The organism is Pseudalkalibacillus sp. Hm43, from assembly GCF_051842935.1.
Taxonomy (GTDB): Bacteria; Bacillota; Bacilli; order Bacillales; family Fictibacillaceae; genus Pseudalkalibacillus.
In genome coordinates this window covers 2322619-2342829 of the sequence record NZ_JBPXRR010000001.1, presented here as the reverse complement: position 1 = coordinate 2342829, position 20211 = coordinate 2322619, and the positions used below count along the sequence as shown (strand labels likewise).

Genomic DNA, 20211 nt, shown 5'->3' with positions numbered 1-20211 from the left:
GGATGCACCTCCTTCATGTGATGCGATGTTATAAAACGATTCGTTCTGGGTGTGTATATACATTAACGCGGTTTCCTCGTATGAAACCGGCTGTAGTGATGTTCAAATCTTCTGCCGCTTGAAGGGCTAGTTCTGTTGGGGCAGACTTGGACAATAGAATGCCGACTCCGATTTTAGCTGCTTTCAACAAAATCTCAGAGGATATCCGGCCACTGAATACTAATATTTTATCTTGTACGTGTATCTCGTTCATCAAACAATGACCATAAAGCTTATCAAGTGCATTGTGTCTTCCAATGTCTGTTCTGGACACGATCATTCCTTCAGGAGAACAGATTGCAGCGTTGTGAACGCCACCGGTAGCCTGGAAAGTACTGCTAGACGACTGAAGTTGTTCCATGAGATTGATGCACTGCTCGTAGCTGATCGTTCTTTTCGTCATGGAAGACTTTGCGGTTTTTACGTCATTTTGAAAGTAGAATGACTGTCTGCTCTTCCCGCAACAAGAACCGATAAATCGTTTTGTATGTTCTTGGATCGTCTGCTCAATCTTTGTCGTTGTCTCTACATAGGCAAAACCTTTGTCTTCATCAATCGTAATGGAAGCGATATCACGTTTAAATAAACGAATAACCCCTTCGGAAGCCAAAAAGCCTATGACCATTTCTTTTAAGAATGCTGGTGTACATACCATTGTAGCAAATTCATGGCCGTTCAGTACAATCGTCAAAGGAAACTCTGTCACTACGGTGTCAACTTTTTCAATGACTTCACCATCGATGTATGTATGAATTTTACGAGTCGTAATCATTTGGTCTTTCATCCGTCTCACTCAATTCTTTTCAAAAATGTTCCTATATACTAGTATAGCGTATCGAGGAATTTCTTGTCGTATGAAGACTGTTAAAGGCATTCTGGAAATCGACCTGAGTTGGGAAAATTCTACATCGAAAGGTGGGAATATCACCAGGAACATTCAGTTATTTTCCCAATAAACAAGCGTGTAAAGCCATGCTATACTGAAGTAGACAATCCCCTTAAGACTCTGACACCGCCCATACCTTTTTTAGCGCGAGCCTCCCCCGGCTTGCGCGTTTTTTTTGAAAAAATTTCGAGTTGTAACATCATACACCAAATTGTCTATTTTTACAGAAAATGGCATGTGTTTTTGTGGGGGTTTGACAGGAAACTGACAGTTGGGAAAATGGTACTTCGATAAATAAGATTTTAGTGCGTTAATTCATGTGATTTTCCCAATAAACAAGCGTGTAAAGCCATGCTATACTGAAGTAGACAATCCCCTTAAAACTCTGACACCGCCCATACCTTATTGACGTGCAAGCCACTCTGGCTTGCACATTTTTTTTGTGTATTTTTAAATGTTAGCAAGTAAAGTTTGTGTACAAGGGTATTCCAATAATACAGATAAGTGTGCATTGTGTGAGTCAAAACATTCTTGATTCTTTGAAAGGATGGTAGGAATGAAAACAGTAATATGTGGAATGTTGAACATTCAATATCCGATTATCCAGGCTGGAATGGCAGGGGGGATTACGACGGCTGAACTGGTTGCTTCAGTTTCAGAAGCGGGGGGTCTCGGTACAATCGGGGCAGGGTATCTGACCCCTGAAGATACTCGACAAGCGATCATTGAAGTTCGGAAACATACAAACCGACCATTTGCCGTAAATCTGTTTAATGTTCATAAAGTCCGAGAAGACCCCCGCACAGATGAAGTAATCAAACACCTCTCACCGATTTATGAAAATCTTGAGATAAAACCTAACCAAGATGTGTTCGAAGTAAAGGATTATTATGAAGAGCAATTTGAAGTGCTGTTGGAAGAAGATGTCCCGGTTATATCCACTACGTTTGGAGTGCCTGATTCGGAACAAATTGAGCGGGCTCACGAAAAAGGAATTAAAGTCGTGACCATGGTCACGACAGTAGAAGAAGCTCGATTAGCAGAGAAGGCAGGAGTAGATGTCTTGATCGCCCAAGGAAGTGAAGCCGGCGGACACCGTGGCACGTTTGAATATGAAGAACAATTCGTTACAGTAGGCACATTCGCGCTTGTACCACAAATTGTCGATCACGTTTCGATTCCAGTCATTGCGGCAGGAGGAATTATGGACGGAAGAGGGATGGTAGCTGCCATTGCGCTCGGCGCGAAAGGTATTCAACTCGGTACCCGTTTTTTGAATGCGTATGAAAGTGGAGCACCTGATCTATACAAAAAGGCCTTACTTGAATCAAACGAAGAAAGCACGGTACTGACGTCTGCATTTTCTGGTAGGCCTGCTAGAGCTTTGCGAAATACATTTGTCGATCTATTCCAATCCAAATCAATTGAACCACTCCATTATCCAATCCAAAATATGTTGACGAAAGAAATCAGGTCCCAAGCGAAGCGTCAAGGGAAATTGGACTATATGTCTCTTTGGTCTGGGCAAGGGAATCGATTGATTAAACCAGAACAATCTGCATCTGAAATTGTAGAAGAAATTGTCCGGGAAACAGAACTTTCATTGAAGTCGTTACGGGAACATGAATAAATAGAGTACAAGAGTCATAAACGAAAAACTAAAATACGCCGCACTTACTTTTCCAGATCGAGGGGTTTGTCAACGTTCATTGAAATTGGATGAACAATTTTAAAAAATTTTGCACCTATGCGGTTTATATCCAAAGACTGGAGGGTAAATTGATATTGTTTACTAAATACCAGCGTGAAGTTCGTACGATTGAGGGATTAACTCTCTATAGAGTTAGTCCCGTTTTCTAAAATCAATTGATTTCAGTCTTTATGCAAAGGAGTTTGGGCGATGAGTGTTTTCTCGGTTGATGCGCTTGAAAACCGTCATATCCTCATTACAGGTGCTAGCGGTGGAATCGGAAGTGAGACAGCCAAAGCCGTTGTAAAAATGGGTGGAAAAGTTACATTGACCGCAAGGGATACAAAAAAATTAGATTTCCTCAGACAAGAACTATTGGAGTTCACCCCTTCTGAGAATATCCATGTACATACGGCAGATTTGACGAGTGAATCGGCGCAAATAGGGCTGGTTGAGAATGCTGAGGCAGAGCTTGGTCCCATATATGGTCTGGTAAATTGTGCAGGCATTGCTGGCGGAGGCATCGTTGAGGATACTTCTAAAGAAGAACTCGAATACATCATGGAATTGAATTATACGGCAGCCGTCATGTTGACGAAGCTTGTCTACCAACATATGAAGCAGCACCAAAAAGGCGTTGTCATTAACGTATCCTCTTTATCTGGATTAAGAGGGACATATGGGAACACAGCTTATTCCGGATCGAAATTCGCTCTAATCGGATTTACGCATTCATTCGCACTTGAAGCGATTAAGAACGGAGTTCGCGTGAACGCAGTATGTCCGGGTTACGTCAACACACAAATGGGAATTCGAGCACTTGAAAAACGAGCCAAACGGGAGGGAATCTCGTTTGAAGAACAATTGCAAAAGGTAAAGGATGAATATCCTTCTGGAGAATTGGTACAGCCGGAGGAGGTAGCCAATACAATTTCATACCTCATCACGGACGCCGCTCCCAATATCATTGGAGAATCAGTTAAGATATCCGGGGGTACTGTTTTACGATGAAAAAGGGTTGACCTGAAGCGGCCACCCTTTTTTCATCTGTTCCTCAAGTTAAGCTTTGACAGCTTCTTTCAGTTGCTTTCCAGGCTTGAATGCAGGAGTACGTGTCGCTTCGATTTGGATCACTTCTCCTGTTTGAGGATTTCTTCCTTTTCTTGCTTGGCGTTGGCGTACTTCAAAACTACCAAAGCCGATTAATTGTACGTTTTCGCCATCTGTGAGCTTTTGTGTAATCGCATCGATTACTGCATTGACAGCTGTAGTTGAATGCTTTTTAGATAAGCCTGTTTGTTCAGCGACATGTTGGATTAAATCACGTTTGTTCATGTTTATTCCTCCTTGGAATTTGTTCATTAGAACATTATGTATCTACCATTCTTACCGCTTTAATCGAAAATATACATTTGTTAGTCATTTTTCAGAAAATAAAGGATTAAGTTATTAAAAAAGGAACATGAAAGAATGCAAAAAAGAGTGTCCCAATAGGGCCACTCCACTGTATTTTGCATTCCGTTATGATAATTCAGGCAATACCCGCGTTTCCATCGCCATTTCAGATTGACATAGTGGACAAGCTGGTTTTGCTTCAAAAGACAATCCGTCTCTCATCCATCCAGAACAATCCTGGTTCGTACAACTCCATACTTTTGTTTCGACTTCAGGAATTGGCTCTTGCTGATTCTTTGAGAAAAATGCCATTTGTTTCCACCCACTTTATCTTAATATCTCTATTATACCCCATTTTGCCATGAAATATAGATACAACCATTTTCCAATGGAGGGATGTTGAAATGGAAATAGCGAGAAGAATACAATTACCCGTAGAAAATTCTTGGAGTTTATTCACTCAATATGTGGAAGATAACAAGCGCTACTTGAATATGTACCGAGTAAGAGCCTTGATATGGAGCTTCTTCACTCCATTGATCATGTCCATTCCAGCATACCTATTTGTTGTGACTTTCGACCGTTTCAACTTCACATCTGTCATTCAATTTTTGTTGGCGATTGTATTGTTTGTCACCTGGACCGTTTTTCCCGGAATTTTTCTTTATGTTCTTTCTGATAAAAACAAAGCCTCTGCAATTTGGTTTTGGACATGGTCGGGACTCGTACCGATCTCGTTGATTGTATGGATGGTCCTCTTTAGTTGAACCGTGTTTATTTAGGAATCACCGAGGGTATGGATGCATGTAAGGAGGAGAGGATATGGCACTTACACAAGAACAAATCGAACAGTTCAAAACACAATTAGATACGATGAAACGCGATGTGTATAAACGATACCAAAAACGCGAACAAAACGTAGATACAGAAGAAATCACAAGTAATGAGAACCATATGGGTGACTCTGCTACGGTAGAATATGAGCATGAAAAAGAATTGACCTTAAAAGAAAGCGATGAAGAATTATTAGAGGAAATCAATCAAGCACTGGAACGTATTGAAAAAGGGACCTTTGGCATCTGCATCGATACAGGTGAAGACATATCGAAGGAAAGGTTAGAAGCTGTTCCATATGCAAAACGAACGATAGAAGCACAAAGAGCTTACGATAAAAGAAAAACCATACCCGATGAGCATACAAATGATCGCCGTCGGGACACTTCAAACACGATCGAACAAATCGAAGAAGAACAAAATGCGTCAGGAAGATAATCAGCACCGGCTGATTATCTTTTTTAATGGTGATTCGTTTCTAAATAAGGCTGGTACATCATGATGGCATAATTTTCTGGGTACGAGTATACTTTCTTTTATTCTTCATCCATATGAATCTACGCTTCATTGTAAAGTACACTTTCCCACACATGATCCGTAATTTGGAACGTTTAATCGGTTTAACATCCTCTAGGTTCATTAAGCCCCCCTTTCACTATTGATTTTAACATAAATGTAAATTATTGGAGTTTTTCACTTTCAGTTCTTCAATCCAAATATCCGCCTTAAGGCGGAGAAGGAAACGTCCCAGGGTTCGTTCTGCATTTGTTATGTGAGAGGTATCCTATAAGTAGGAAACAATCAAAAGAAGGGATATACCGAACTTTGTCAAAATGTAAAAGGCGGACCTTCTTAAAGATATAAATAAAGGTGTGTGGTCTTATGAAACTACGTTCTGGTGGTCAATTTATCGTAGCACTGATTTTTATACTAGGTGGAGCAGTGTTACTTCTTGTCAATTTAGGTCTTATTTCCATGGAAATAGACGAAGCGATACATTTCTTGTATCCTTTTGTACTACTTTTATTAGGTCTTAAGTGGCTACTTGAAGCCTGGTTGAGCAAGAGGCGGTCTGGAAGCTGGTTCTTTGGGCTGCTGTTCGCTGCTGTGGGAAGTTTGCTTTCGGCAGATCGATTAGGCTTTATAGAATTCTCTTTTGATCAAATCATCAACCTATGGCCTCTTCTGTTCGTCTATATAGGGGTCAAGATACTCTGGGGTAGAGGACCTAAAGTTTCTGTGAATATGGATAAAAACGCCAAGCATGCCAAAAGTGGCTTTGTCACGGATGTGTCTATGAAAGATGAGAACTGGCAAGTGGAAGATCTTGATGAGCGAAATGGTGTAGCTGATTATGATTTCGACTATACGCGGGCCTTCATTCCAGATAAGGAAACAACCATTCGTTTAGCTGGTTGGGTTGGAGACATAAAGATTTTAATACCGGAGGATGTTGACTTTTCGGTAACGGCCTCATCGAAAGTTGGAGACATCAAGATTGGGAATTACAAGAGAGATGGTCTGATGAAGGACGCGAGTTATAAGACAGAAGGGTACGATGAAGCGACTCGTAAACTGACATTCGACTTTCAATTTCAAGTATTAGATCTCAGAATTGATCGGGTATAAAGGGGTGGTCTTGTGAGTCAAAATCAAAGTGGTGTTCGTGGTATTCTCTATCGTACCCACCTCTTAACAGCGGTTTATACAACCATTTTCGTCTTTTTTATCTTCCAGATCCTTTATTATTTCTCTCCAGAAGCCGATCCAATAATAGGGAGTTTCATAATCTCGTTAGCTGTTTTTCTTTTGACGTTCATATTGGGGATCTTTTTCAGTTTCAAAAAAGGGCAACAGCTGATTCATAGATTGAATGAAATTTCTGTAGCCATCGCCAAGCTATCAAGAGGACATTATGACTACCGCATCAAAGATCATGAAAGCGACGAGATCGGGACAATCTGTGCCGAACTCAATGAATTGACGGCAAAAATCCAAAAACAAGTCCAGTCTTTGCAAAAGCTAGCGAATGAGAAAGCGGCATACGCTGAAAAGGCTCATACAGCAGCTACGATTGAAGAAAGACAACGATTGGCGCGGGATTTGCATGATGCGGTCAGTCAACAACTTTTTGCCTTGAACATGATGTCCTCTGCCGCTATGAAGCTGTTTGATCAGCATCCGGAGCGAGCGAAAGCGCAGCTGAAAGAAGTGGTAGAGATGGCCAATAAAGCTCAAGGAGAGATGAGGGCACTGCTACTTCACTTGCGACCAATCGAACTATCAGGTGAGAACTTACATACTGGTATTAAAGGTCTCGTTGACGAACTAAGACAGAAATCGGGAATTGCGATTGATTCCGAGATACATGAAATTCCGGAATTGCCGAGAGGAATTGAGGATCATCTCTTCAGAATGATCCAGGAAGGGTTGGCAAATGCCCTTCGACACTCACAGGCAGATCGTCTCACGATTGTCTTGAACCATACCGACCAACATATCCGTATTCATCTGAGAGATAATGGTGTTGGATTCGATCTGAATGAAAAGAAGAAAACGTCCTATGGTTTGAAGACGATGAAAGAACGTTGTGAAGAAATAGGTGGCAGTTTTTCCATCACTTCTGCAAAAGGAAAAGGGACAGCGATTGACGTCCGGGTACCGATTGAAAAAGGGGGTGTTCATATTGACGGAACCAATTAAGTTATTTTTAGTGGATGATCATGAAATGGTAAGAAGGGGACTAAGCTCTTATTTAATGACAGATCCATCGTTTGAGATTCTTGGCGAAGCCTCCAGTGGCAATGAAGCTGTGAAGGCGCTGAAGGAACTTGATCCGGATGTCGTATTAATGGACTTGATTATGGAGAATGGAAACGGCATTGAAGCGACGAAGGAAATCATACAAAGCCATCCAGATTGCAAAATCATCATTTTGACTAGTTTTTACGATGATGAACAGGTGTTTCCTGCCATAGAGGCAGGTGCATTCAGTTATGTCTTGAAAACAGCATCCGCTGACGAAATCTCAGATACAATCAAAAAGGCCCATGCAGGTGAGTCAGTCATTGAATCAAAAGTAGCACAGAAGATGATGAACCGTTTTCGTGGCAATGAAACACTCCCACATCACGAATTGACGAGACGCGAACTGGAGGTCTTGGTCTTGATTGGAGAAGGGAAGACGAACCAAGAAATCGGAGAAGAATTGTTCATCGGGATCAAGACTGTCAAAACACATGTAAGTAACATCCTTAGCAAGTTGCAGGTCTCTGACCGTACACAGGCCGCCATTTATGCAAACCGCAATAAGTTATCCTCATGATAAAGGGGCTACCCGGATTTTCGGGTACCCCTTTTTCTTATACTTCATCTAATAAGGTTACATTGACGGTCATTTCGTTTTCAGGTTCACCCTTCGAATAGATACGTGCTGTGTTGCCTGTTTCGTCCACTTGTTGGATCCAAATCGGATTCCCTCGATAATGGACCTCGATTTCTTTTGGCGATTCTAAAATCTGTTTTGCTCTTCCAGCATTCATGTACACATTCTCCTTCCAATCTTTGCTTTCCATAGTTTTTATATTTCAATGTGTTTTATACACGATCCATTACTTTCGAATTCCAACTATAACTTCATAATAAATCCTGTTGGGAAAATAGACTGTTTTAATATACAAATATTAGCTGTATCAAAGGCCTATTTTCCCAATACACCAGGAATGCACAATATGATAACATTAATAATGCAAAATTCAGAAAAAACCGACAATATATTCAGGTAGGGAGGTGAGTCGATTCCGCAGCCTATGATTTTAATTTAAAACTATAAGGTTAAAATGTAGGCTTGCTGCAGCACGTACATACATCGAGACTCTTTGTTCCACATCAATGGAAATTGATGAATCTATTTTGGGGAGAGATTGATAGGATGAAACGATTTTTGTCTATTGCTTTAACAGCGATAATGATGGTTTCCATTTTTGCAACAGGTGTATTTGCAGCAGGAGAAACGCCCGATCAAGCGAAAAATGAGAAGTTACGTGTATTGATTTCATCATCTAGTGATCAAGCAATAATGAATGCGAGTGCAAACTACGGAAAACGCTGGGATTTCCAAGAAAAAGGATTCACAACGGACGTAACGGAAAAACAATATGAAGCACTTCAGAAGAACAAAAATTTGAATGTATCCTTGGTTGAAAAGGTTTCTATAAATAAGGTGTCCCAAACTGCGACACGTACAGCTACTCCTTCTGACCAAACGCCATGGGGAATGGAAGCGATGTACAACGATGCTAATCTTACTGCAACAAGTGGAGGTAACGGCGTCCGTGTAGCTGTTCTTGATACAGGAACTTATGTCGAGCACGTTGACCTAGTTTCCAATGTGGAACAATGTAAAGATTTCAGTCAAAATAGAGCTCCGATTCTAGACGGTCAGTGTACGGATAAAAACGGACACGGTACACACGTTGCAGGTACAGTACTTGCTAATGGTGGAGCTGATGGACAAGGTGTTTATGGTGTAGCTCCAGAATCGAAACTTTGGGCTTACAAAGTACTAGGAAACAGTGGTTTCGGATACTCTGATGACATTGCTGGTGCCATCCGCCATGCAGCTGATCAAGGGAATGCACTTGGTGTGAATGTCGTCATTTCCATGTCACTCGGATCAAGCTCGAAAGATTCTATGATTGCAGATGCAGTCACATATGCAATGAATAATGGTGCACTTGTCATTGCGGCAGCTGGAAATGACGGTCCAGCAGCGGATACGATCGGATACCCTGGTGCATTAGTCGATGCAGTTGCGGTTGCAGCTCTTGAAAATGTACAAGAAAACGGGACTTATCGAGTAGCGGACTTCTCTTCTCGTGGAAATCCGAATACTGATGGGGATTATTCAATCCAAGAGCGTGATGTAGAGGTTTCAGCACCTGGTCGCGCAATCGAGTCTACTTGGAAAGATGGAGCGTATAACACAATCAGTGGTACTTCCATGGCAACTCCGCACGTTTCAGGTCTAGCGGCTAAAATCTGGGCAGCAAACCCTACGATGTCCAATGCTGCACTTCGCACAGAGCTTCAAAACCGTGCGAAAACGAATGACATTCTAGGTGGATCTGGAGCAGCAGCTGGTGATGACTATGCTTCAGGATTCGGTTTCCCTACAGTTCAATAATCTATAACTTTTAAACCCTCTGATTCAATCAGAGGGTTTTCTTCAGAGGTGCAAACAAGTAATTATCAAAGCAAAACGCACTGGATTTCACGATGAAATTCACAGTGCGTTTTTTTTGTTATATCAGCGCTTCCTTGAACTTTTGTACCTAAATAACAGATGAATTCACATACCATTTCACAAGGGCTGAAGTATTTATTGGAGGGACTGTGAATTTAGATGTGATTAGTGTTGGGATTACGTATTTGAAATATAGGTATGAAACAATATGGTCGTTCTTCTACAATCGGGCAGCATTTTTTTGTGGTGTGGTGGGAGATAGGGTTTAACGGACATCAGATCCGTTATTTGTGACAAAAACGCCAATTTCGGTGTGCAAACGGACATCAGATGCGCTATTTTTTAAAAAGTATATTGTTTTGGATGATTTTGAACCAAATAAGGTATCATATGTCCGTTAAGTTTAGTGAAAATGGATAATGTATAGAAATAAGGTCCTTAATGTCCGTTAGATTTATGAATTAGTCATTCTTCATCAATTATCGGGCGCTTAGCTTCAATAAGTCACGTGTCCGTTAAGTCATAGATTTGAACACTCAAATATACAAATGTGGTGAAGGAAATCTGGTGTGATTTATACTGTGAATCATTAAGTGACTAATACGTGATTTTACTTGTAATTTGAGCTGCGTTTTTGCGTTTTGCACCTCACAAGTAAACCCTCTGATTCAATCAGAGGGTTTTTTATTTTTCCATTGAACTTTTTTACGGTTTGGACGTCTTTATGTGTATATGAAAAGTAGGAGGCCAACAAGATGATTGAAGTGAAGAACTTGAGCCATCAATTTGAAATCGGTAAGAAGGGCAGGGAATCTGTCGTTCCGGTATTAAATAATATCAATCTACATGTGGATGAGGGCGAAATCGTAACCATCGTCGGCAGGAGCGGATCAGGAAAGTCCACGCTTCTGAATTTGATCAGTGGATACATGAGTCCAACAGAAGGTGAAATTATCATCACCGGGGAAAAAGTGACAGACTTCAATGAAAGCAAGTGGGCCGACTTCCGATTGAACCGTCTCGGCTTCATTTTCCAAAGCTTTCAATTGATTCCGAGTATGACCGCTTTCGAAAATGTGGAATTAGCATTGACATTAAAAGGCGTGAATGAACGTGAAAGAAGGAAGCAGACCGATGCGATTTTGAAAAAAGTGGGACTTGAGAAGTTCATGGAGCATTATCCGAGTGAACTTTCAGGTGGACAGCAGCAACGGGTGAGCATCGCAAGAGCGCTCGTTTTGAATCCGCCGATCATCCTGGCTGACGAACCGACCGGTAGTCTTGACAGTGAAACAGAAGAGGAACTATTGGACTTCATTAAGCAGTTGAACCGTGAATCAGGCATCACTTTCCTGATCATCACCCATGATGAAAAAGTGGCGAGAATCGGAAATCGTGTCATCGAAATTACAGACGGAAAGTTGAATAAGGAGGCCTATGCATCATGAGGTTCAAGGACCAGTTCAAGTTTGTGCGCGCGAATATGAAAAAGAACAAAAGCCGGATTTTCATGACGGTCCTAGCGACTGCAATGGGATGTGCTTTTTTGATCGTATTGGCTTCGGTCGCTTTCGGAATCCAGAAGTCGGTTGTTGATGAAGTGACATCCGGTCAGTTGATGACAGAAATTCAAGTTCATGGGAAAGAAAATCAAGAGGGAGTGACGATGAAAGATGTAGACTATTTCGAATCCCTTGAAAACGTCGATGCCGTCACTCGCAGAAACTATTTGCGCCAGGAGGCGATCTATCAACTTGATGAATACCGGCATATTGGCGGTTCATACGTCGTACACTATCCTTCCGAGACAAAAGCAGGCTTCGAGCTTTCAGAAGGACGTATGCCGAAAGCGGAACATGAAATCGTTGTCGGGTATGATTTCGCACAAAGCTTGGCTGACTGGGATGGAGAAGGTGACCCGCCTTACGGTGAAGATGGCGTTGTAAAAGAAGAGGTCAGGTATGACGGTGAAGTTCTCAATCAAACGATAACGATGGATGTAAAGAAGGTCAATGATGCTAAAGAGGAAGAAACGAAGCAAATCGAACTGAGCATTGTCGGTATTGGAAAAAAACCGTCTCGTGAGTGGATGCGCGATCCAAACATCTATCTTTCTGAAGGAATTTTGGAAGAAGTAGAAGCATTTACGGGAACGAAAAACGGAGAGATGTCCGATCCGAATGCTACGGAGAGTGGTGGAGATGGAGCGTCCGGAGCCGCTGGTGAAAGAACATTTGATGAAGTGAAGATCTATGCCAATCACGCAGAAGCTGTGAAAGGTATTTCTGAAATACTGAAAGAAAAAAATTATTACACCTATTCAGTGATCAATGAGATGGAGCAAATGAACCTGTTTTTCCTGATTGCAAAAAGCGGTTTGATCTTCATTGGTACGATTGCCATCATCATCGCCTCGATCGGTATTTACAATACGATGACAATGGCTGTAACTGAACGTGCGCCTGATATCGGAATCATGAAGGCGATTGGAGCGAATCCGAGTATAATCAAGCGGATTTTCTTGATTGAAAGCAGCTATATCGGTTTATTGGGAGCACTCTTTGGTACGATTGTCGCCTATGGCATCAGTTATCTGGTGAATTTGTTCTTGCCGATGATTCTTGGGAGCGCTTTTGGAGAGCAACCGCCAGAAGACTTTCTGTTCTCGGATATTCCTTTGAGTCTTCCGCTCATCTGTATTTCCATTTGTTTGATCGTAACGATCATTTCGGGACTACGTCCTGCCCGTCGAGCAACCAAAGTGGATGTTCTGAAGGCGATGCGAAGAGAAGTTTAACATGCGTAATTGAAGAGAGTATCTCGGTATTCAGCGAGTCTGGGTACACGGGTACTCTTTTTTGTTCAGCTTTATTTAACCACCGAACACTGGAGTGAACAGAATAAATGCGAGAGTGAACAGATTAAGCGCAGAAGTGAACAGAATAACTTAAAACTCGGTTCAGATGACCTTCAAAGGCCTATCCAACTAAATCGATACGTTTCGAATACAATCCGATTAAAAATTCTGAAAATTAATGCAAAAGTATTGTTTACGCTTTCATGAGTTGGTTGTACAATGGTATCGAAACGTTTCACCAAAGGTGGTTGAAATCAAAAAATAAAGGAGAGGGCTATGAAAAAACGATGGTCAATTATTGCAGCGGCTATTCTAATCATGAGTTTGAGCGTTATTTCATTTGGCGCAAAGGCCGATACCTCCAAAAAAGGCAAAGAAGTGGCTAGAGATGCTCAACTGAAGTCGATTGCGAAACAGACGTACCGGTATTTTGAAGACTTCACAGATTCGGGAACTGGGTTACCTTACGATGCTGTCCGTGTGGATGGTAACGTTGATCCGAAGGAGTACACTTCTCCAACCAATATCGGAATGTATTTTATGAGTACGATTTCAGCGGATGAATTGGGCCTCTTATCAGAACAAGAGGCAGTTGCGAAAATCAGCAAGTCACTGGGTACATTAGAATCATTAAAGAAGTGGAATGGCCTTTATTACAATTGGTATTACACGGAAGATGGTTCTTTGAAGAAAGATTGGGGACAATTCATCTCCACAGTTGATAATGGTTGGCTATCAGCAGGGTTGATCGCGGTCGGTAAAGCTTATCCAGAACTATATGATCAAACACACCAACTAGTTGAAGAGATGGATTATACACATTTGTATGATCCTGAAGTTGGACAGATGTGGGGCGGATATGATGTGACGAAGGGAGAAACGACGTCTCATCATTACGGAGCTTTCTACACTGAGCCTCGGGTAGCAAGTTATATAGCAATTGGTAAAAAAGATGCACCGAAAACGCATTGGTGGAAAATGGATCGTGTGATGCCAGTTGAATACGATTGGCAATCTCAAACTCCGGAAGGTTATACGACGACATATGATGGGGTCGAAGTGTTTGAAGGACATTATAAGTACAACGGGAAAAAGTTTGTTCCAAGCTGGGGAGGAAGTATGTTTGAAGCCTTGATGCCTTCCTTGGTCCTAAAGGAAAAAGAACTTGGAGAACGCGCACTAGGGTTGAACAACCAACGGCATGTGGATCTTCAAATCGAGTATGCTGAAGAGAAGGGGTATGATGTATGGGGAATGTCTCCTGCAGCTACTCCAGATGGATATTCTGAATTTGCAGCTACGCCTTTAGGGATTTCAGGGTACGAGAAAAGTAATGTGGTCACACCTCATGCCACTTTCTTAGCATTAGAATACGCTCCTGAAAAAGCAATGGACAACATCCATGAGTTGAAGGAAATGGACACCTATAGCAAATATGGATTCCTTGATTCCGTTAATGCGGAAACTGGAGAAGTGACGCAAGCATACTTAGCTTTGGATCAAGGGATGATCATGGTTTCGATTGCGAACTTTTTAGAGGATGGTGTAGTCCGAGACTACTTCCATGAAGACGAAATCGGTAAATACCCTGAGGACCTACTAAGTAGGGAAGAGTTCTCGATCAATTAATCTAATGTAAAAAAATCGCCTTACCCATAAAAAGTGGGGAGGCGATTTTTTATCAGGATGCTATTTCTTCTCAATCATTCCAGTTGTACAGCGTGAGATGCAGATCAGTGCATCTTGTTCATCGGTGATTTTGATTTCCCATACCATCGTCGTTCTTCCTTTATGAAGGGGAAAAGCGGTGGCGGTGACGATTCCGTCTCTTTTACTTTTCAAATGGTTGGCGTTGATTTCGATGCCGAACACGTTATGCGTATTCAGATCAACATTCAGGGCTGTGCCGATGCTTGCAGCAGACTCAGCAAGTGCAATTGACGCTCCGCCATGCAAATAGCCCATCGGTTGTTTCGTCCGTTCGTCAACCGGCATCGTCATCCTCACCACATCAGCCTTCGCTTCTACAACTTCCATTCCGAGCGCGTGAATCAACGTATTGGATAAGTCCATATGTGCAGCTCCTTTTAACAGAAATTAAAACTGTAAAATATAACTGATCAGCAGACCGACCGTCACAGCGATTCCGAAAACGGTGTGCATTTGTGCGGTTGCTTTCATTGCAGGCATCATCGTAGCTGGAGTCCGTTCGCCATGGAACAGCTTGACAGCTTGTACGGCTTTCGGAATACTCAACAGAACGAGGATCAACCAGATAGAGGCTTTTCCTACAAAGACCATCGTCAAAATCCAAGCGATGGAGAAAGCGAACATGCCGCCAAGAAATTGCACGGCTTTTTTATGTCCGAGTAAGATGGCAAGCGTCTTACGCCCACGCTCTTTGTCTCCTTCAAGATCCCTGATGTTGTTCGCCATCAAAATCGCACCGATCAGAATGGAAATCGGGATGGAGATAAGCATGCTGTTTACAGTGACAAATCCTGTCTGGATGTAAAAAGAAATCAATATGATGACAAATCCCATGAAAAAGCCTGCGACGATTTCACCGAGAGGCGTGTATGCAATCGGGTAAGGTCCACCTGTGTAGTAATACCCGGCCGCCATACAAAGACTTCCGATCACTGCGATCCACCAGGTCGTCGTTGCACTGATATAGGCTCCTAATAAGATCGCGGCTAGGAAAAAGACGAGCCCGACAGTCAAAACGGTACGAGGTGAAATGCCATCCCTGACGATTCCACCACCGATTCCGATGGATTCTTCCGTATCGAGGCCCCGCTTGAAGTCATAGTACTCATTGAAAAGGTTCGTAGCGGCTTGGATCAGCATCGAAGCGACCAGCATCGCAATCAATAAGCCCCAATGAAGTTCGGTGTAGAATAGGGCAAGTGCGGTCCCGATAAAGACGGGAATGAAGGATGCCGTCAACGTGTGAGGTCGTAGCTGGCGGTACCAGACCTTCACTTTGGACTCTTTCTTCATCCCGGTACCTGTAGCATTAGAGTTGTTTGCAATATTTTGTTCCATTATCGTTCACCTTTATCATAAGAATGCCTGAAAACTACGTCATTCTGTCATATTTTGACCCATTCTAAGTGTATGCAATGGGGGTATAGGTGTCAACTTGTGGATTTGGTAATAGATGTGAATGGTGGACAATGGAAAAACAGATATTTTTCCTTTATAATAGTATCGATAATAAGGTTTATTAGACTTATCATAGAGAGCGTTTATATAGAGAGATTAGACGTCGGAGGATGTTGGAGGGGAATACTTTGGCAGCTGTAACACAACATGACTTATTAGAGCGATTGGAAAGTGCTAAATTGAAAGCGCAGAGCACCCAAAAAACCATACTGGTCAGTCATCGAGTCCAGGTCGATATGATTGATCCACTCATGGTTTTCTCAAATGGCAATCAGCTATATGAAGGACATCGGTCTTATTGGTCTGATGCATCAAATGAGTTGACGCTAGTCGGAATGGGTGAAGCTCAGAAATTCGATATAGATGGTGAAGAACGTTTTTCCACGATAAAAAATGAATGGCAATCCATTGTAGATGAACAATTGGAGGATTACGAAACACCTTATGTATTTGGTACAGGGCCGATGATGCTAGGTGGTTTCTCATTTGATACGAAAAAAGATAAAACACCATTATGGACGAGTTATTCAGATGCGAGCTTTGTGTTGCCTGTCCACCTTTATTCCTGCTTCCAACACAAGGCGTATTTGACAACGAATTTGTTCGTCCAACCCGATTCGGATGTTGTGCAAGTTTTTGAAGAAAGTATGAAAGAAAAAGCGTTGTTATTGAAACGGACAGCAATCGAAGAATCCGAAGATCGGGACTATACGTTGACAGAGATTGAGCCGGAACAATGGAAAGGTACGGTCGCTGATACAACGTCCATGATCAAACAAGGGAAAATTGAGAAAGTGGTTCTGGCAAGGGAAGTGATCGCGGAAACAGATGAGAAGATTTCTGTGACATCTACGCTGCAACGCCTTGAAAATGAACAACCGAATAGCTTCATTTTTGCATTTGAACGGGGACACAAATGTTTTCTTGGCGCATCACCTGAACGACTTGTGCAAAAGCAGGATAGCGAAGTGCTCTCCACATGCTTGGCAGGTTCCATCAAGAGAGGGACCTTCTTGGAGGAAGATGAACATTTAGGAGCACAGCTGCTTTCCGATGATAAAAACAGGGAAGAGCATGCATTTGTCGTAAAAATGATACGGGATGCTTTGGAAGAAGTAGCCGGTTCAGTACACGTACCGAACGGACCTACACTTTACAAAGGACGTGACATCCAGCACCTTTATACACCAGTCGTTGTCAAACAGGCGAAAGATGTTCCATTGATGGATGTGGTGCAACGTCTCCATCCGACACCTGCACTAGGCGGTTTTCCGCAAACCGAGTCGGTTGAGATCATCCGTGAACATGAAAAATTGGATCGTGGATGGTATTCGTCACCAGTCGGTTGGATCGACTCACACGATCAAGGAGAATTTGCGGTCGCGATCCGTTCAGGTCTCATCAACGAAAATCACGTTTCTCTTTTTGCGGGATGTGGAATCGTTGCAGACTCGGATCCGGAGAGTGAATATGAAGAAACACAAATCAAGTTGAAACCGATGCTTTCTGCCCTAGGAGGATCCTTTGCATGACACTAGATCCACTAACAGCTTATGTTGGAGCTTTCATAGATGAATTAAGTGAATCGGATGTTCGGGACGTCGTCATCAGCCCCGGCTCAAGATCGACGCCGCTTGCGATGATGTTCGCCCAACATCCGGATATTAAAGTTTGGCTGAGCGTTGATGAACGGTCGGCAGCTTTTTTTGCCCTCGGAATGGCGAAGATGGAAGAGAGACCCGTAGCGCTTGTCTGTACGTCAGGTACCGCTGCTGCGAACTATTACCCAGCGATTATCGAGGCTTCGATTTCCCATGTCCCTTTGTTAGTCTTGACGGCTGATCGTCCCCATGAATTACGGGATGTCGGTGCACCACAAGCAATTGATCAGATCGGGATGTACGGAAAGTATGTGAAATGGTTCCACGAGATGGCTCTTCCTGAAATTGAAGCTGGCGTGATTCGCTATGTACGTTCTACTGCTGCAAGGGCTTGTGCAGTGGCGACACATGGTAAGAAGGGACCCGTGCATTTGAATTTACCGTTCAGAGAACCGCTCGTTCCGGATTACAAAGCACCGGACGCTTTTGATTATGGGAAAGGTGAGAACGGAGCTTATCGATCGTTCACCTCTGGGAAACGCCATCTTTCAGAAGCAGAATATACAGAAATGGCGAACGTGTTGTCTGGAGTGCAGAGAGGGTTGATCGTGTGCGGTCCTGGTCAATATCGACATGCCACACATGCGATTACTGAAATGGCTGCCGCGTTCGGATTTCCGATTTTAGCTGATCCCCTATCACCTTTAAGAACAGGAGCACATTCCAAAGAGCTCGTCATTGAGCATTATGATGCCGTTCTGAAAAGTGACATCGTAAAAGAATGGCAACCGCAAGTGGTGATTCGATTTGGAGCGATGCCGATCTCCAAGGCATTTTTCAAATATGTCCAACAGCATCATGAAACGGACGTTTGGATTGTAGACGAAGGAGAAGATTGGCGTGATCCTGCCCATTCTGGTGGCCGGATGATCTATGCCGATTCGGAGCAATTCGCCTCATCTGTTTCCCGATCGGTCCCGATAAGGGATCAATCATCCGAATGGACGACGAAATGGCTTGAAGCAAATAGCGTTGCGCACCAGGAAAAGCAAGCGTTTGTTGAAACAAATGTCTTTTTTGAAGGTAAGATCTTCTCTCGTTTGGAGGAGTTGATGCCTGAGAACACAGCTCTATTTGTAGGGAACAGCATGCCAATTCGTGATTTGGATTCCTTTTTCGGTAAAAATGAAAAGGACATTCAACTCGTTGCGAACAGAGGAGCAAATGGCATTGACGGAGTCATTTCCTCAGCTTTTGGTGTGGCCGCAACTGGTAAAAAGACGGTGCTCGTCATTGGGGATCTATCATTTTACCATGATATGAATGGATTGTTGGCGTCCAAAATGCATGAGCTCGACTTGACGATCGTCCTCGTCAACAACAGCGGTGGAGGTATTTTCTCCTTTTTACCACAGTATAAGCATCCGGAACATTTCGAAAATCTATTCGGTACACCGATTGGCATTTCCTTTGAACAGTCCACTGCACTTTATGGTGGAGAGTATCATCTGATGAGTTCCTGGAACGATTTTGATGAAGCTTTCGCAAAGAGTGTGAATGGAAAAGGATTGCACGTGCTCGAAGTCCAAACAAACCGAGACGAAAACGTACAGCTGCACCGGGAATACTGGAGCAGAGTAAACAACGCGTTGGAAAATAGGTTGGGAATGACCGATGCGAATTGAAGTGAACGACATCCATTATCATGTCAAAGTGATAGGTGAGGGAGAACCGTTACTCCTTCTCCACGGTTTTACAGGGGCTGGCGAGGATTGGACACCGTTCATTGAGGATTGGAAAAATGATCATCAATTGATCATGGTCGACTTGCCGGGGCATGGCCAAACAGAGTGTCCAGACCATTTGAAAAATTACTCGATGGAAGCGACCGTCGACGCACTGGATCAAATTCTCAATGAGCTCAAGATTGAAAGCGCGTTCGTTTTGGGGTATTCTCTAGGTGGAAGAGTTGCATTGTCTTTTGCGATGACTTATCCTGCGCGGGTTAAGAAATTAATTCTGGAAAGCAGTTCCCCCGGTTTGGCGACAGAAGAAGATCGTCTTGACCGTCAACAACGAGACAATCGTCTGGCGGATCGGATCATGGATGAAGGCATAGAAGCTTTTGTCGATTTCTGGGAGGCGATTCCGTTGTTCCGGACACAGTTGACATACCTTTCTTCCGAAGAGCGCGCGCGTCTACATGCGAGTCGGCTCAACAATTCGGAGGTAGGTTTAGCCAACAGTCTGCGAGGGATTGGGACAGGCGTACAGCCTTCTTGGTGGGACCACTTGCACCAATTTGAAGTGCCTACGACGTTAATTGTCGGACAACTCGACGCGAAATTTGTTAAAATAGCAAAAGAGATGCTCCGTTTACTTCCGGATGGTGAGCTTGTGGCCATTGAAGATGCAGGTCACACCGTGCACCTCGAGCAGCCGGAGGCATTCTCACAAACGGTACACAACATATTACATAATAGAAAGGATGACTGA

The 20211-nt window shown here is 42.9% G+C and carries 20 protein-coding genes; 14 read left to right on the top strand and 6 right to left on the bottom strand.

Features of this window, described 5'->3' with window-relative positions; genetic code table 11:
- Nucleotides 1-28 precede the first annotated feature (28 nt).
- Nucleotides 29-823 carry a formate dehydrogenase accessory sulfurtransferase FdhD gene (fdhD, locus tag ACSVDE_RS12395; protein WP_439301198.1) on the bottom strand — a complete coding sequence of 265 codons (795 nt, stop codon included), beginning with the start codon at nucleotides 821-823 and terminating at the stop codon, nucleotides 29-31.
- Nucleotides 824-1481: 658 nt separating this feature from the next.
- Between fdhD and ACSVDE_RS12390 the strand changes: the two genes are divergently transcribed.
- Together ACSVDE_RS12390 and ACSVDE_RS12385 are read left to right on the top strand one after the other, a co-directional pair.
- Nucleotides 1482-2555, top strand: coding sequence for an NAD(P)H-dependent flavin oxidoreductase (locus ACSVDE_RS12390; RefSeq protein ID WP_439301197.1), 1074 nt, complete (start codon nucleotides 1482-1484; stop codon nucleotides 2553-2555).
- A 270-nt stretch (nucleotides 2556-2825) separates the two neighbouring features.
- Complete coding sequence (locus tag ACSVDE_RS12385; RefSeq protein ID WP_439301196.1) at nucleotides 2826-3626, top strand: SDR family NAD(P)-dependent oxidoreductase; 801 nt, start codon at nucleotides 2826-2828, stop codon at nucleotides 3624-3626.
- A gap of 48 nt (nucleotides 3627-3674) precedes the next feature.
- Here the strand turns inward: ACSVDE_RS12385 and ACSVDE_RS12380 are convergent, their stop codons facing one another.
- Nucleotides 3675-3950 carry an HU family DNA-binding protein gene (locus ACSVDE_RS12380; protein ID WP_226546948.1) on the bottom strand — a complete coding sequence of 92 codons (276 nt, stop codon included), beginning with the start codon at nucleotides 3948-3950 and terminating at the stop codon, nucleotides 3675-3677.
- 186 nt (nucleotides 3951-4136) lie between these two features.
- Nucleotides 4137-4322 carry a cold-shock protein gene (locus ACSVDE_RS12375; RefSeq protein WP_439301195.1) on the bottom strand — a complete coding sequence of 62 codons (186 nt, stop codon included), beginning with the start codon at nucleotides 4320-4322 and terminating at the stop codon, nucleotides 4137-4139.
- Nucleotides 4323-4414: 92 nt separating this feature from the next.
- Here ACSVDE_RS12375 and ACSVDE_RS12370 point away from each other — a divergent pair, with 92 nt between their 5' ends.
- The 5 genes from ACSVDE_RS12370 to ACSVDE_RS12350 all read left to right on the top strand — a co-directional run bounded on the left by ACSVDE_RS12370 (nucleotide 4415) and on the right by ACSVDE_RS12350 (nucleotide 8169).
- Entirely contained in the window at nucleotides 4415-4777 is a 363-nt protein-coding gene (locus ACSVDE_RS12370) for a hypothetical protein (RefSeq protein ID WP_439301194.1), read from the top strand.
- A gap of 55 nt (nucleotides 4778-4832) precedes the next feature.
- Nucleotides 4833-5282, top strand: coding sequence for a TraR/DksA family transcriptional regulator (locus ACSVDE_RS12365; protein WP_439301193.1), 450 nt, complete (start codon nucleotides 4833-4835; stop codon nucleotides 5280-5282).
- 444 nt (nucleotides 5283-5726) lie between these two features.
- Complete coding sequence (liaF, locus tag ACSVDE_RS12360) at nucleotides 5727-6473, top strand: cell wall-active antibiotics response protein LiaF (protein WP_439301192.1); 747 nt, start codon at nucleotides 5727-5729, stop codon at nucleotides 6471-6473.
- A 12-nt stretch (nucleotides 6474-6485) separates the two neighbouring features.
- Nucleotides 6486-7547: a HAMP domain-containing sensor histidine kinase gene (locus tag ACSVDE_RS12355; protein ID WP_439301191.1), complete on the top strand. Its 1062-nt coding sequence runs from the start codon at nucleotides 6486-6488 to the stop codon at nucleotides 7545-7547.
- Nucleotides 7531-8169: a response regulator transcription factor gene (locus ACSVDE_RS12350; protein ID WP_439301190.1), complete on the top strand. Its 639-nt coding sequence runs from the start codon at nucleotides 7531-7533 to the stop codon at nucleotides 8167-8169. The genes ACSVDE_RS12355 and ACSVDE_RS12350 overlap by 17 nt, the downstream gene beginning before the upstream one ends.
- Nucleotides 8170-8206: 37 nt before the next feature.
- Here ACSVDE_RS12350 and ACSVDE_RS12345 read toward each other — a convergent pair whose 3' ends face one another.
- Nucleotides 8207-8386, bottom strand: a complete 180-nt coding sequence (locus tag ACSVDE_RS12345) for an H-type small acid-soluble spore protein (RefSeq protein WP_439301189.1) — start codon at nucleotides 8384-8386, stop codon at nucleotides 8207-8209.
- 389 nt (nucleotides 8387-8775) lie between these two features.
- On the opposite strand from ACSVDE_RS12345, the gene ACSVDE_RS12340 reads away from it, so the two are divergent.
- The 4 genes from ACSVDE_RS12340 to ACSVDE_RS12325 all read left to right on the top strand — a co-directional run bounded on the left by ACSVDE_RS12340 (nucleotide 8776) and on the right by ACSVDE_RS12325 (nucleotide 14575).
- Nucleotides 8776-10029, top strand: a complete 1254-nt coding sequence (locus tag ACSVDE_RS12340) for a S8 family peptidase (RefSeq protein WP_439301188.1) — start codon at nucleotides 8776-8778, stop codon at nucleotides 10027-10029.
- An 815-nt stretch (nucleotides 10030-10844) separates the two neighbouring features.
- Complete coding sequence (locus tag ACSVDE_RS12335) at nucleotides 10845-11537, top strand: ABC transporter ATP-binding protein (protein ID WP_439301187.1); 693 nt, start codon at nucleotides 10845-10847, stop codon at nucleotides 11535-11537.
- On the top strand, nucleotides 11534-12886 hold the full coding sequence (locus ACSVDE_RS12330) for an ABC transporter permease (protein WP_439301186.1): 1353 nt from the start codon (nucleotides 11534-11536) through the stop codon (nucleotides 12884-12886). The genes ACSVDE_RS12335 and ACSVDE_RS12330 overlap by 4 nt, the downstream gene beginning before the upstream one ends.
- 336 nt (nucleotides 12887-13222) lie before the next feature.
- The gene (locus tag ACSVDE_RS12325) at nucleotides 13223-14575 is read left to right on the top strand and encodes a glucoamylase family protein (protein ID WP_439301185.1); all 1353 of its coding nucleotides are present in this window, start codon (nucleotides 13223-13225) and stop codon (nucleotides 14573-14575) included.
- A 60-nt stretch (nucleotides 14576-14635) separates the two neighbouring features.
- Here ACSVDE_RS12325 and ACSVDE_RS12320 read toward each other — a convergent pair whose 3' ends face one another.
- Together ACSVDE_RS12320 and ACSVDE_RS12315 are read right to left on the bottom strand one after the other, a co-directional pair.
- Complete coding sequence (locus ACSVDE_RS12320; RefSeq protein ID WP_439301184.1) at nucleotides 14636-15019, bottom strand: hotdog fold thioesterase; 384 nt, start codon at nucleotides 15017-15019, stop codon at nucleotides 14636-14638.
- Nucleotides 15020-15043: 24 nt separating this feature from the next.
- Nucleotides 15044-15994, bottom strand: coding sequence for a 1,4-dihydroxy-2-naphthoate polyprenyltransferase (locus ACSVDE_RS12315; RefSeq protein WP_439301183.1), 951 nt, complete (start codon nucleotides 15992-15994; stop codon nucleotides 15044-15046).
- Between the two features lie 248 nt (nucleotides 15995-16242).
- Between ACSVDE_RS12315 and ACSVDE_RS12310 the strand changes: the two genes are divergently transcribed.
- The 3 genes from ACSVDE_RS12310 to menH are packed head-to-tail and all read left to right on the top strand — an operon-like array spanning nucleotide 16243 to nucleotide 20211.
- On the top strand, nucleotides 16243-17646 hold the full coding sequence (locus tag ACSVDE_RS12310; RefSeq protein WP_439301182.1) for an isochorismate synthase: 1404 nt from the start codon (nucleotides 16243-16245) through the stop codon (nucleotides 17644-17646).
- Nucleotides 17643-19400: a 2-succinyl-5-enolpyruvyl-6-hydroxy-3-cyclohexene-1-carboxylic-acid synthase gene (menD, locus tag ACSVDE_RS12305; protein ID WP_439301181.1), complete on the top strand. Its 1758-nt coding sequence runs from the start codon at nucleotides 17643-17645 to the stop codon at nucleotides 19398-19400. Before ACSVDE_RS12310 ends, menD begins: the two co-directional genes overlap by 4 nt.
- Nucleotides 19390-20211: a 2-succinyl-6-hydroxy-2,4-cyclohexadiene-1-carboxylate synthase gene (menH, locus tag ACSVDE_RS12300; protein ID WP_439301180.1), complete on the top strand. Its 822-nt coding sequence runs from the start codon at nucleotides 19390-19392 to the stop codon at nucleotides 20209-20211. The genes menD and menH overlap by 11 nt, the downstream gene beginning before the upstream one ends.

Coding starts and splice junctions, on each gene's coding strand:
- fdhD (WP_439301198.1), bottom strand. CDS start 823: ATGAAAGACCAAATGATTACGACTCGTAAAATTCATACATACATCGAT.
- ACSVDE_RS12390 (WP_439301197.1), top strand. CDS start 1,482: ATGAAAACAGTAATATGTGGAATGTTGAACATTCAATATCCGATTATC.
- ACSVDE_RS12385 (WP_439301196.1), top strand. CDS start 2,826: ATGAGTGTTTTCTCGGTTGATGCGCTTGAAAACCGTCATATCCTCATT.
- ACSVDE_RS12380 (WP_226546948.1), bottom strand. CDS start 3,950: ATGAACAAACGTGATTTAATCCAACATGTCGCTGAACAAACAGGCTTA.
- ACSVDE_RS12375 (WP_439301195.1), bottom strand. CDS start 4,322: ATGGCATTTTTCTCAAAGAATCAGCAAGAGCCAATTCCTGAAGTCGAA.
- ACSVDE_RS12370 (WP_439301194.1), top strand. CDS start 4,415: ATGGAAATAGCGAGAAGAATACAATTACCCGTAGAAAATTCTTGGAGT.
- ACSVDE_RS12365 (WP_439301193.1), top strand. CDS start 4,833: ATGGCACTTACACAAGAACAAATCGAACAGTTCAAAACACAATTAGAT.
- liaF (WP_439301192.1), top strand. CDS start 5,727: ATGAAACTACGTTCTGGTGGTCAATTTATCGTAGCACTGATTTTTATA.
- ACSVDE_RS12345 (WP_439301189.1), bottom strand. CDS start 8,386: ATGAATGCTGGAAGAGCAAAACAGATTTTAGAATCGCCAAAAGAAATC.
- ACSVDE_RS12340 (WP_439301188.1), top strand. CDS start 8,776: ATGAAACGATTTTTGTCTATTGCTTTAACAGCGATAATGATGGTTTCC.
- ACSVDE_RS12335 (WP_439301187.1), top strand. CDS start 10,845: ATGATTGAAGTGAAGAACTTGAGCCATCAATTTGAAATCGGTAAGAAG.
- ACSVDE_RS12330 (WP_439301186.1), top strand. CDS start 11,534: ATGAGGTTCAAGGACCAGTTCAAGTTTGTGCGCGCGAATATGAAAAAG.
- ACSVDE_RS12325 (WP_439301185.1), top strand. CDS start 13,223: ATGAAAAAACGATGGTCAATTATTGCAGCGGCTATTCTAATCATGAGT.
- ACSVDE_RS12320 (WP_439301184.1), bottom strand. CDS start 15,019: ATGGACTTATCCAATACGTTGATTCACGCGCTCGGAATGGAAGTTGTA.
- ACSVDE_RS12315 (WP_439301183.1), bottom strand. CDS start 15,994: ATGGAACAAAATATTGCAAACAACTCTAATGCTACAGGTACCGGGATG.
- menD (WP_439301181.1), top strand. CDS start 17,643: ATGACACTAGATCCACTAACAGCTTATGTTGGAGCTTTCATAGATGAA.
- menH (WP_439301180.1), top strand. CDS start 19,390: ATGCGAATTGAAGTGAACGACATCCATTATCATGTCAAAGTGATAGGT.